The organism is Xanthobacter agilis (genome assembly GCF_021730435.1).
Lineage (GTDB): Bacteria > Pseudomonadota > Alphaproteobacteria > Rhizobiales > Xanthobacteraceae > Xanthobacter > Xanthobacter agilis.
Genome location: NZ_JABWGX010000053.1, coordinates 1 through 10,432, shown reverse-complemented (window position 1 = coordinate 10,432; position 10,432 = coordinate 1). Strand labels below are relative to the sequence as shown.

At 65.1% G+C, this 10,432-nt stretch carries 11 protein-coding genes and 3 pseudogenes; 8 read left to right on the top strand and 6 right to left on the bottom strand.

The genetic code is table 11. From position 1 onward, the window contains the following. Positions 1-424 (top strand): IS5 family transposase (locus HUW53_RS21470; protein ID WP_237347784.1); only part of this gene is annotated, 424 nt, incomplete at its 5' end. 127 nt (positions 425-551) lie between these two features. On the opposite strand, the pseudogene HUW53_RS21465 reads toward HUW53_RS21470, so the two are convergent. Further along, positions 552-1,927, bottom strand: a pseudogene (locus HUW53_RS21465) (transposase). Positions 1,928-2,237: 310 nt separating this feature from the next. Here HUW53_RS21465 and HUW53_RS21460 point away from each other — a divergent pair. Both HUW53_RS21460 and HUW53_RS22025 read left to right on the top strand, forming a co-directional pair. Further along, entirely contained in the window at positions 2,238-2,951 is a 714-nt protein-coding gene (locus HUW53_RS21460) for a polyamine aminopropyltransferase (protein ID WP_237347783.1), read from the top strand. 16 nt (positions 2,952-2,967) lie between these two features. Then, a pseudogene (locus HUW53_RS22025) lies at positions 2,968-3,618 on the top strand (DUF2161 domain-containing phosphodiesterase); the annotation flags it as partial. A gap of 265 nt (positions 3,619-3,883) precedes the next feature. On the opposite strand, the gene HUW53_RS21450 reads toward HUW53_RS22025, so the two are convergent. Further along, on the bottom strand, positions 3,884-4,210 hold the full coding sequence (locus tag HUW53_RS21450; RefSeq protein ID WP_237347782.1) for a MarR family winged helix-turn-helix transcriptional regulator: 327 nt from the start codon (positions 4,208-4,210) through the stop codon (positions 3,884-3,886). Positions 4,211-4,385: 175 nt separating this feature from the next. On the opposite strand from HUW53_RS21450, the gene HUW53_RS21445 reads away from it, so the two are divergent. The 4 genes and pseudogenes from HUW53_RS21445 (at position 4,386) to HUW53_RS21430 (ending at position 6,954) form a co-directional block, all read left to right on the top strand. Then, positions 4,386-5,582 carry a DUF932 domain-containing protein gene (locus tag HUW53_RS21445; RefSeq protein ID WP_237347781.1) on the top strand — a complete coding sequence of 399 codons (1,197 nt, stop codon included), beginning with the start codon at positions 4,386-4,388 and terminating at the stop codon, positions 5,580-5,582. 166 nt (positions 5,583-5,748) lie between these two features. Next, a pseudogene (locus HUW53_RS21440) lies at positions 5,749-6,009 on the top strand (ParB N-terminal domain-containing protein); the annotation flags it as partial. Positions 6,010-6,391: 382 nt separating this feature from the next. Further along, a complete protein-coding gene (locus HUW53_RS21435) occupies positions 6,392-6,673 on the top strand; it encodes a type II toxin-antitoxin system ParD family antitoxin (RefSeq protein ID WP_237347780.1) in 282 nt (93 codons plus the stop codon). Next, positions 6,670-6,954, top strand: a complete 285-nt coding sequence (locus tag HUW53_RS21430; protein ID WP_237347779.1) for a type II toxin-antitoxin system RelE/ParE family toxin — start codon at positions 6,670-6,672, stop codon at positions 6,952-6,954. The genes HUW53_RS21435 and HUW53_RS21430 overlap by 4 nt, the downstream gene beginning before the upstream one ends. 223 nt (positions 6,955-7,177) lie before the next feature. On the opposite strand, the gene HUW53_RS21425 is transcribed toward HUW53_RS21430, so the two are convergent. From HUW53_RS21425 to HUW53_RS21410, 4 genes are read right to left on the bottom strand one after another with little or no spacing between them, the layout of a single operon-like run. Then, positions 7,178-7,582: an OsmC family protein gene (locus HUW53_RS21425; protein ID WP_237347778.1), complete on the bottom strand. Its 405-nt coding sequence runs from the start codon at positions 7,580-7,582 to the stop codon at positions 7,178-7,180. Between the two features lie 8 nt (positions 7,583-7,590). After that, complete coding sequence (locus tag HUW53_RS21420; RefSeq protein WP_237347777.1) at positions 7,591-7,827, bottom strand: thioredoxin family protein; 237 nt, start codon at positions 7,825-7,827, stop codon at positions 7,591-7,593. Between the two features lie 19 nt (positions 7,828-7,846). After that, the gene (locus HUW53_RS21415) at positions 7,847-8,911 is read right to left on the bottom strand and encodes a permease (protein WP_237347776.1); all 1,065 of its coding nucleotides are present in this window, start codon (positions 8,909-8,911) and stop codon (positions 7,847-7,849) included. Continuing rightward, the gene (locus HUW53_RS21410; RefSeq protein ID WP_237347775.1) at positions 8,908-9,207 is read right to left on the bottom strand and encodes an ArsR/SmtB family transcription factor; all 300 of its coding nucleotides are present in this window, start codon (positions 9,205-9,207) and stop codon (positions 8,908-8,910) included. Before HUW53_RS21410 ends, HUW53_RS21415 begins: the two co-directional genes overlap by 4 nt. 288 nt (positions 9,208-9,495) lie before the next feature. Between HUW53_RS21410 and HUW53_RS21405 the strand changes: the two genes are divergently transcribed. Further along, positions 9,496-10,062: a Spy/CpxP family protein refolding chaperone gene (locus tag HUW53_RS21405; protein ID WP_237347774.1), complete on the top strand. Its 567-nt coding sequence runs from the start codon at positions 9,496-9,498 to the stop codon at positions 10,060-10,062. Positions 10,063-10,432: the final 370 nt, after the last annotated feature.

Genomic DNA, 10,432 nt, shown 5'->3' with positions numbered 1-10,432 from the left:
GGCGGATGCCCAGGGCCTGGGCCGGTCTCGCGGCGGCCTGAGCACCAAGATCCACGCCGCCGCCGATGCTCTCGGGCTCCCGGTCCGCCTGATCGGGACGCCTGGGCAGCGCAATGACATCGCCCTTGCCCACGACCTCATCGAAGATATTGATGCGGCCGCCCTGCTGGCTGACAAGGGCTATGACGCAAACCATCTCGTTGATGCCATGGAAGAACGGGGAACCGAAGTCGTCATTCCGCCGAAGCGGGATCGCAAGCTTCAGCGCGCCTACGACACCGACCTCTACAAAGAGCGCAACAAGATCGAGCGCTTCTTCAACAAGCTCAAGCAGTTCCGGCGCGTCGCCACGCGATACGACAAGCTCCTCGTCACCTTCATGGGCTTCGTCAAACTCGCCGCAATCGCCATCTGGCTCAAATAGTTAAATCGTCACTACGGCCTAGAAGCAGCCGTTGCTAAGGTCGGAAATGGGTCGATTCCGTTGAAAAACTCGGCCTGTGAGGCATGCTGGCACGAAGCCGGATTTCGCCAGCGGACGCCTTCTCCGGTCATGCCGGGCTGATCTGCGGCGCGCTCGGGAGGAGCTTGGCGAGCTTCCGGAGGTTCTGGGCGGTTGCGGCGAGGTGGAACTCATCCCGAGCTCCGTTCGGGCCTCGCAGGCGCAGGCGGTCGAGCTTCAGGATGCGCTTGAGATGCGCGAACAGCATCTCGACCTTCTTCCGCTGCCGCCGCGACGTGACATAAGCGTCAGTGCCGGCGATGGCCCGCGCCATGTCGCGGGCGCCTTCATGGATCGAGCGGGGTATTTTCCGGGCCGGCGTGTTCGGGCAGCAGCGAGGCTTCAGGGCACAGGCATCGCAGTCCAGCTTGCTGGCGCGATAGCGCATCATGCCATCCTCATCGACCAGGGGCTTGGGTGTGCGGTAGAGCTTCTGGCGCTGCCGCAAGAGCTTACCGGCCAGACAGACATAGGCATCCGCCTCGCGGTCATAGGTGAAGTCGGCTCGGCTGAAGGTGCCGTCGCGACGCTCGGACTTGTCGAACACCGGAACGTGCGGCTCGATGCCATGCTCATAGACCAGCCAGGCGAGCATCTCCGCCGAACCATAGGCGCTGTCGCCCATCAGCCGTGCCGGGTAAAGGTCGAAGCGGTCCATCGAACGTTCGATCATGCGTTTCGCTGTCAGGACCTCGGCCTGACGGATCGCCGTCGTCGCCTCTACGTCGACGATGATCGCGTTCTCCACGTCGATCAGATAGTTGGTGGAATAGGCGAAGTAGGCTTGGCCACCATGTGCGCCGGTCCAGCGGGCAGCAGGATCTGCCGGCGAGAGGATTTTCGGCGTGACTTCGGTGGCCGCGCCGAAAGCCGCATCGTCGAGCACGGCGAGATATTCCTCGACCGCGCGTCCGGCTGCCTCGGGCGATAGCCCCGCTTTGCCCTCGACACCCTTCTGACGGCTGGCCTCGGCCTCGATCAGGCTGGCATCTACAGCGAAGCCTTCTCCGCCAACCAAGCCCTCCCCGACAAAACTTGCAGCACGGTCTCGAACAGATGCCGGAGCAAATCGCTGTCGCGGAAACGGCCGTGCCGGTTCTTGGAGAAGGTCGAGTGGTCCGGCACGCGGTCATCGAGCCCGAGGCGACAGAACCAGCGATAAGCAAGGTTCAGGTGGACTTCCTCGCACAGCCGCCGTTCCGAGCGGATGCCGAAGCAATAGCCGACGAGGAGCATCCGGATCATCAGTTCCGGGTCGATCGAGGGCCGACCGGTCTCGCTGTAGAAAGGCTTGAGGTGCGCCCGGATGCCGGATAGGTCGACAAACCTGTCGATGGCCCGCACGAGGTGGCCGGAAGGGACATGGCGCTCCAGGCTGAACTCGTAGAACAGAGCCTCCTGCACCCCGGTCCGCTCGCCCATCATCGCCTCGTCCCTCCATCCGCAAGGACAACTGAATCAGGACTTCGGCCCAACAGCAACGCCGACTTTTTCAACGGAATCGGCCCATACCGGACGTTCAGACACGCACTTGGCAAGGTCTGTTTCTGGCGCTGTCGGGCACGGCTATAGCGGTCAGTGGCGGACCGCCGATTCGCCTTGTCCCTCAACTTGGGACACCAACCTGCTCATCGAGAGACGGTACGTGGTCGTCTACTGGCCGGTGGCGGCGGGACGGAGGTTGGGCCTATATACGGCGGCTCGCAAAACGCGATCCTCAACCGAAGAGTGACCCGTGATCCCCTGGTTGCAGCTCGACACCGCGAAAGTGCCCGATGGCGGCGGCCAACTCCGCCTGATGCAGCGCGGGGCGGAATTCTCGATCATGGCAGGGTCTATCGAGCTCATGAACAGTCGCCTCAGCGGGTCGGAAAAGGCGCTCGCCACGATGGTCTGCGCCAGGCTTCGGGACCGCTCCAAGCCACATGTGCTCATCGGGGGGCTGGGCATGGGCTTTACCCTTCGCGCGGCGCTCGCCGAACTCGGGCCCGATGCCCGTGTCATGGTGGCGGAACTGGTGCCGGCGGTGGTCGCGTGGGCGCACGGCCCCATGGCGGAGATCTTCGCAGGCTGCTTGACCGATCCGCGCGTCAGCATCCGCGAAGAGGACGTGGGCGGCCCGATCCGCGCCGGCCGGACGACCTTCGACGCGATTCTGCTTGATGTCGACAACGGACCCGAAGGGCTGACACGCGAGGCCAACGACCGGCTTTACGATAGTGCCGGCCTCAACGCGGCCAGGGCAGCGCTGCGGCCCGGCGGCGTGCTGGCCGTCTGGTCATCGAGACCGGACCAGAATTTCACCCAGCGGCTTCGCACGGCGGGGTTTGGCGTCGAAGAGGCGCGCGTGCGGGCCAATGGAGGGCGCGGGGGCGCGCGCCACATCATCTGGATCGCCACCAATCCGGAGGTTCGCCCTCCCGGCCCTGCCCGGCACAGGCCGGCCTGATGACGGAGAGCGGATCCTGGAAACGTCCCTTTATCTGCCCGTGAAAACGTTTCTGGAAGGCCTCGGCTTTGCCGTCAAAGGCGAGGTCGGCGGCTGCGACCTGGTCGCGCTTGCAGGAGACGGAATACCGATCGTGGTCATCGGGGAATTGAAGCTCAGCTTCAATCTGGAACTCGTCCTCCAGGCCGTCGACCGCGCCACCGCCTGCGACGAGGTCTGGCTCGCAGCGCGCACATCGGTGCGCGGAAACGGACGGGAAAGCGACTCGCGTTTCCGCAACCTGTGTCGGCGCCTGGGTTTCGGGATGCTCGGCGTCTCGCCTGCGGGCGAGGTGACGATCATCGTCAGCCCCACGTCTCCCATGCCGCGCAAGGATCCGCGCCGCAGGTCGCGGCTCGTGGATGAGCACCGGCGCCGGCTGGGCGATCCGGCGGTGGGGGGCGGGTCTCGTACACCCATCATGACCGCATATCGGCAGCAGGCGCTCGCCTGTGCCCTGGCCATGACGGAGGCCCCGAAACGCCCGCGCGATCTTCGTGCGTTCGCGCCCAACGCCGGGAAAATCCTTCTGGACAATGTCTATGGCTGGTTCGCCCGTACGGATCGCGGCATCTACCGCCTCACGCCGGCGGGGCGCGAGGCGCTGATCCGCTGGCCGGCGGTTCCCGGTTCCCCGGCTTCGGCCGGCGCGGTGTTGCCGATGGGCTCCAGCACAGCGGGCGATGGTTGATCCAGCCGACCCAGGTGGGCGTCGCGAGCTCGACGACATCGAAAGATCGCCATGGACCACGTAAAAGCTCGAGGCAACGTCACGGACGTTGCCTCTGTCACGATACGACATTGACCAGAAGACGGACAATATTCGATGCGGGAAGGCGCAACCTGGTCCAACCCCCGACGCTATCTGCACATGGCCCTGTGAAGCCGTTCCATCAGATCAACGCATCTTGAATGGCATCCGGATGGACCGCAGCCTCCAGCACCTCCTCGACCCGCATCACTTCGGCATTCGCGGCCTCGGCCTTCACATGTCCCTCGGGCGTCAAACGTGCGAGCTGGCGACGACCGTGACGAACATCCTGACGCCGCTCCACCAGCCTTGATTCTTCCAGTTTCGCTCGAACGCCCTGCATCGATTGCGGGGTGATAAATGCCCGCTCCGCGAGGTCGGCATTGGTCTGGTCCGGCCGCGCGTCCAGTTCGGCCAGCACCGCATATTGGGCAGGATTCAGCCCGAGCGGTTTCAGCGCCTCCTCCATGCGGCGGTGCAGGGCATGCTGCGCCAGCTTCAGCCGGTACCATCCATCGGAGCGAGAAGCTCATCGGGATTCGGGGGGCCGTCCGCGCGATCGAGAGTGAGAGGTTGGACCGAAATTCCGTGACTGGTGAGGACTGGGAGAGAGGCTCCCGGCACCCGTCGTGGAGTTTGGTCCCATGACTGGAGTTCAGGTCTTGGATGCCCGCCGTGATGCAGCGCGCGGATATCGGGTGGATGCGAGCCGCGGTGAGCGGATCGGCTGCGTGTCTTCCGAGTGGTTCTCCCGGCCGGCGGACGAGCGCTATCTGTCGCTGTCTGAGCTGTATGGAGCGGTGCGCGGGCGGTCCGACCGGAGCCGGACGCGCACCGTGGAGAGCGCCGCCATCCGCGTCGAGGCGAGCCAAGAGGCGCCGGACCGGATGATGCTCGCGCTGCCGGGGACGGAGGCTCCCGTTGCCCCTACCCATTGGAGTTTTGGCCAGCTCGCGAGCCTCGTTGGGGCACCGGCCGCCTATTTGCGTCAGCTCCCGGCGCCGCTCGCCGGCATCAACCTGCAGCATGGCCTGCTGACGCACCGCGCCGAGCAGGTGAAGACACTGGAGGTGGAGGACGGCCGCGTCGAGCTCCGGGCAGTGACCGGCCTCGACTATGGCCGCATCTTCGACCATGAGCTGGTCGACGCCGTGCGCCGCATCGCCGGCAACGGCACCGGCGACACCCGCTGGAAAGTGCCCGGCGTGCTCGACTGGTCGACCGGTATCTACAATCCCCGCGTCGACATCACCAAGGACACCACCACCCTCTATGCCTCGGACCGGGACGTCTTCCTGTTCCTGGTGGACGACCTGAACCCAATCGAAGCCGGGCGGCTGCCTGATGGCTCTCCCGACCTCTTCTTCCGTGGCTTCTATTGCTGGAACTCAGAGGTGGGCGCCAAGACGCTCGGCATCGCCAGCTTCTATCTGCGGGCAGTGTGCCAGAACCGCAACCTGTGGGGTGTCGAGGATTTCGAGGAGATCACCATCCGGCACTCCAAGTATGCCGCGTCCCGCTTCGCCCATCAGGCCGCGCCGGCCCTGGAGCGCTTTGCCAATTCCTCGCCCATGCCGTTCGTCAACGGCATCAGGGCGGCCCGCGAGCGCATCGTGGCGCGCAGCGATGAGGACCGCAGCGAGTTCCTCCGCCGCAAGGGCTTCTCCAAAGCCGAGACGCAGAAGGTGATCGACACCGTGCTCGCCGAGGAGGGCAGGAAACCCGAGAGCATCTTCGACTTCGTGCAGGGCATCACCGCCGTGGCGCGGGACAAGCCGCACCAGGACGCCCGCCTCGATCTGGAGGAACGGGCAAAGAAGCTCCTCGACCGGGCCGCCTGAGATCCGCAAAGCCGGAGATGCGGATTGCCGTGTCTCCGGCTTTGCGTTGTTCCGGATCATCGGCTTTACGGCGCTGCCCTCAGAGGAAGAGGGCGGCGCCGTGCTTCGTGACGGGTTCGAGGTTGAGAGAGAGGTTCTCCGGCCGCCCGTCGCGGAGAAGCATCCCATGGCCACGTCTGTTCAGAAGATCACCCTTTCGTCCTCGCGGGACATCCCCTTCAACAAGCTGGTCCTGAGCCAGTCCAACGTTCGCCGGGTGAAAGCCGGCGTCTCGATCGAGGAGCTCGCCGAGGACATCGCCCGACGGGGCCTGCTCCAGGGACTCAATGTCCGCGCCGTGGTCGATGCGGATGGCGTCGAGACCGGCATCTATGAGATCCCCGCCGGCGGACGGCGCTATCGGGCGCTGGAACTGCTGGTGAAGCGCAACCTCTCACTCTCGACTCGTTGTAGGACAACCCCACAGACGGGTCGCCGGAGACCCGGAGCGTGGTAGTAGGGAAGCCCTTCCCTCAGAGCCGTAAATCCGAGCGGACGCAAAAGGGGGGGGCGATGGCCATGCGGCTCGGCTCGGGACTGCGGGGTTCTTTCCCCCCGGCCGCTTACCGGCTGTGACCCGTTGCGGCCCTTTGGAACGCTTGCTTTGGGGGCACGAACTGAACCAGCGCGGCCTTAGCCGTTACGCACCATCATGGCGGTGCGCAGCATCTTTGCTGGAGATGGTGCCGGGCTGCTCCCGACTTCCGAAAACTCTCCGCTTGCTGTTGGTAGTAAGCTTGCCTACCATAGGACAAAAGGAGAACGATCTCATGGCCAGTGTCGAGAAGGTGAGTGTCGCCCTCACCCCCGAAATGGCGGCGATGATGCGTGAGGTGGTCGAGACCGGTGAGTATGCGTCGGCGAGCGAGGTCATGCGGGAGGCCCTGCGCGACTGGAAGCACCGGCGGACGCAGCGTGCCAAGGCCATCGAAGAGCTGGGGCGGTTGTGGGATGCCGGCATGAGCAGCGGCCCCGCTGTCGATGGTGAGGAAGCCTTCGCCCGGATCAGGCAGAAGCTCGATGCCAAGATTGCCGGACGTGGGGAAGAATGAGCTACCAGCTTCGACCACAGGCCGAGGCGGACATCGAAGCCATCGCCCTTTACATTGCCGAGGACAATCCTTCAGCGGCCCGACACTGGTACGAAGATATTTACCGCCGTTGCCGGCGGATCGGGGAGATGCCAGGCATCGGCGTTGCGAGGCCGGAGGTGCGGCCTGAGCTGAGAAGCCTACCAGCCGGCAACTACCTGATTTTGTACCGCCAGATCGACGAGGGGGCGGAGATCGTCCGTGTCGTGCACGGCGCACGACAATGGGAAGATCTGCTCTAGATCGCGCCCGCGGATGGCTGCCAGGCAGGGCTGGAGATGACCCTTTTTGGACCTAGGAAACGTCTGCTTGTGGATGCCTGGCAGAGCATTGCCGCCAACAGGGTATGCCGATCGCCGTGCGCATCGGCGCGCAGATGACCACGCCTCGTTTCGTCGTGGATTGGCCTTTCATGGATAACGACTGATCGCATGCGCGCTGGCGGGGCCGGCGCGCTGATGACGCTCACGCCTTCCTTCGGATGGTCCCGTCCAATCGGGTCGCTTCCGCCACAGTGTTCGAAATCGTGCCGTACTTGCGGACGTTGGTGTGGAGCAAGGCCAGGCGCTGCTCCGGCTCGTCCGTATCGATGATCAGTTCGTAATCCACCGAGACGATCTTCGGTGGCGCGTCCTGCCGAACGGCGTGGAGCGTGACATCTACCCCGCGCAACTCGAAATTCAGCATCGGGGTCACCCGCTCGATGCTCTTGATCATGCATGCCGCGATGGCGGCGAGAAACAGTTCCGCCGGGTTGAACGCATCGGCGCGCCCGCCGATGTCGGTGTCGAGGATGATCTCGGCCTGTTTCGTGCGGGCGAGGCTGCCGTGAGCATCGATGCGCGATGCATGAACCTTGTATTCCAGCATGGCGGGGCTCACGCCGCGAGCCAGCGGGCGACGTCGTCCGGCTTTGGAAGACCACCCGCATGCACCACCTTGCCGTCGATGACGATGCCGGGGGTCGAGGCGATGCCATAGCCGGCGATCACTGCGTAGTCCGTCACCTTCTCCACGCTCACGTCGAGCCCGAGCTTGGCTGCCTCGTCCCGCACCATCTGCGCCGTGGCCTCGCAGCGGGAGCAGCCGGGGCCGAGCACTTTCACGTCTTTCATGGCCTTCGCCTTTCTTGTTTTAAGAAAACAGCGCGTTGAACAGGAAACCCACGGCCAGGATGCCGGCGCCGACCACGCCCACGAACACGGCGATCAGCTTCAGGCTCAGGACTTTGCGCAGAATGATCATCTCCGGCAGCGACAAGGCGATCACCGCCATCATGAAGGCGAGCACGGTGCCCAGCGCCGCCCCCTTGGCCAGCAGGGCCTCCACCACCGGGATGATGCCCGCGGCGTTGGAATACATGGGAATGCCCAGCAGAACCGCGGCCGGAACCGACCACCACGCATCCCGCCCCATGATGGAGGCGAGGAGATCCGCCGGCACGTAGCCGTGGATGAAGGCGCCCGCGGCGATGCCGGCGATGATCCACATCCAGACCTTGCCGACGATGTCGCGCACCGCGTCGAGACCCGCCCTGATGCGATCCACCAGGGTCATGCCGTTTGGCGGCAGCTCAACCGGAGCGGCGCGCACGTTGCGCACCCAGTCTTCCAGCCAGCCCTCCAGATGGAGCCGGCCGATGACCCAGCCGGCGACGATGGCCACCGCAAGGCCGAAGGCCAGATAGGTGAGCGCCACCTTCCAGCCGACCAGCGCGAACAGCAGGCCCAGCGCCACCTCGTTGACCATGGGCGCGGCGATGAGAAAGGAGAAGGTGACGCCGAGGGGGACGCCGGCGGAGACGAAGCCGACGAACAGCGGCACCGCCGAGCAGGAGCAGAAGGGCGTGACGATGCCGAGGCCGGCGGCCGCGATGTTGCCGAGCCCCTCGCGCTTTCCGGCGAGCAGCGCACGGGTACGCTCGGCGGAGAAGAAGCTGCGCACCACGCCCATGGCGAACACCACCAGCGTCAGCAGCATCAGCACCTTGGGCGTGTCGTAGATGAAGAACGTGACCGCTTCGGCAAGATGGCTGCCCGGCTCCACCGGCAGGTGGGCCACCAGCCATTGGGAGAACGGCGCGAGCTGGGCATAGACCACGAACCAGAGGGCGATCGCCGCGACGGTCACCACCGCCCAAGCCAGAGGCGATGCCTCCCGAGGCGGCTTGCGTCCGGTCAATGACAGGTCGGCGCTCATGCGGCTCTCCTGTTCGATGAAGCGTCCAGGCTGGTGAGGACAGCATCGATGATGGCGGCCTGCTCGGCCGGCAAGTCGGGGTTCCGACGGTAGCGCACCCATTGAGCATCTCGCCGGTCGATCACCATGCCGGCCTGCTTGAGCACCGCCATATGGCGCGACATGCGGGATTGGGTGACGCCGAGGACGCGCACGAGCTCGCAGACGCAATGCTCGCGCCCATCCCACAGGAGGCGGACCGCCGCGAGGCGGGTGGGTTCGGCCAGGGCCGAGAGAAGGGTGAGGGCGGACTGCATGGGATATTCCTTACTCCCATGCGCATATGCGTGCAAGCGCATTTATGATCGAGGTCTATCGCCGGTAGCGCGGTGATTTCGGCCATCGGTGACGACCGTTTCGTGTGTGCCAGCCCGCCGCTGCGGTTCGCGAGGCAGGACCGCGGAAGCCGCCCACCGTGCATCACGATTGGGGTATCGCGCGTGGGTCGATGTGGTAGGAGGCGCAGGCGCGGCGTAAAATGCTCTGGCTCAACCCCGGCGCAAGTCGGAGGGCGGACGTGTCCGCCTGCAAGAAGGGAGAGCGTCATGAAGATCAAGTCTGTTTCCGTTGCGGTCGTCTCAGCGTTTGTGCTGGCCGCGGCGGCATTGTCCGCTGCGCCGGCGAGCGCCCAGATGGGCGGTGGGCCCGGCTATGGTCCGGGCATGATGGGTCAGGGTGAGGGTTATATGGGTCCCGGCCAGGGGGGCTGGGGGCCGGGGTTCCATCGCTCTGCCCGGAGCATGATGGGCGGCTGCGGTGGCGGGATGACGGGTGATGCCGATGGCCAGCTCCCCCCCTTCATCGAGGGGCGTGTTGCCTTCCTGAAGGCTGAGCTGGGCGTCACCGATGCGCAGGTTAAGGTGTGGGAAGCCTATGTGGCGGCGATGAAGAACAATTTCGTCAGCATGCAGGGCCTGCGCCAGGCCATGCGCGCCAGCTTTGACGCCGATACGCCGATGGAGCGCCTCGAGTCCCGCATTGCTGTGATGGAAGCCCGCGCCGCTGCTCTCAAGGACATGAAGCAGCCCCTAAGCAACCTCTACGCCGCGTTCAGCGATGGCCAGAAGAAGAAGGCCAACGAGCTGCTCACCGGCATGGGATGCATGATGTGAGCCTGATGGGGCGGGCCTCGCCGCCGGCCCGGGCGGCGGCCCGCCGCCTCTGACGTACTTTGGCCCGACCGGCCTGTCTGATCAGGCTCGCTCCGCCAGGCTGATGTTGTCGGGATTGTCGTCCGACCGATGGTCCCGTCACAGTCGCGCCGTTGACGAAGAACGGCACTAACGGACGCGTCTGGCGCCCCCTTGCTCCGGAATTGATAAACTCCACAACCTCCACGTGGCGATAGCCGGTCGCACCTACGCGTCTTAATGCAAGCCGCTCTAGGTGTTTGGTCCCGGCATTTGATGGTGCATCATCCATGCAAGGGTGGAAGGATGCACTATGGGACAGATTCTGCACGGGAGCGCCCGCACGACAGAG

Excerpts from the sequence above, each read along its gene's own strand:
- HUW53_RS21420 (WP_237347777.1), bottom strand. The coding sequence starts at position 7,827 with ATGAAAGACGTGAAAGTGCTCGGCCCCGGCTGCTCCCGCTGCGAGGCC.
- HUW53_RS21410 (WP_237347775.1), bottom strand. The coding sequence starts at position 9,207 with ATGCAGTCCGCCCTCACCCTTCTCTCGGCCCTGGCCGAACCCACCCGC.
- HUW53_RS21425 (WP_237347778.1), bottom strand. The coding sequence starts at position 7,582 with ATGCTGGAATACAAGGTTCATGCATCGCGCATCGATGCTCACGGCAGC.
- HUW53_RS21405 (WP_237347774.1), top strand. The coding sequence starts at position 9,496 with ATGAAGATCAAGTCTGTTTCCGTTGCGGTCGTCTCAGCGTTTGTGCTG.
- HUW53_RS21435 (WP_237347780.1), top strand. The coding sequence starts at position 6,392 with ATGGCCAGTGTCGAGAAGGTGAGTGTCGCCCTCACCCCCGAAATGGCG.
- HUW53_RS21430 (WP_237347779.1), top strand. The coding sequence starts at position 6,670 with ATGAGCTACCAGCTTCGACCACAGGCCGAGGCGGACATCGAAGCCATC.
- HUW53_RS21450 (WP_237347782.1), bottom strand. The coding sequence starts at position 4,210 with ATGGAGGAGGCGCTGAAACCGCTCGGGCTGAATCCTGCCCAATATGCG.
- HUW53_RS21415 (WP_237347776.1), bottom strand. The coding sequence starts at position 8,911 with ATGAGCGCCGACCTGTCATTGACCGGACGCAAGCCGCCTCGGGAGGCA.
- HUW53_RS21445 (WP_237347781.1), top strand. The coding sequence starts at position 4,386 with ATGACTGGAGTTCAGGTCTTGGATGCCCGCCGTGATGCAGCGCGCGGA.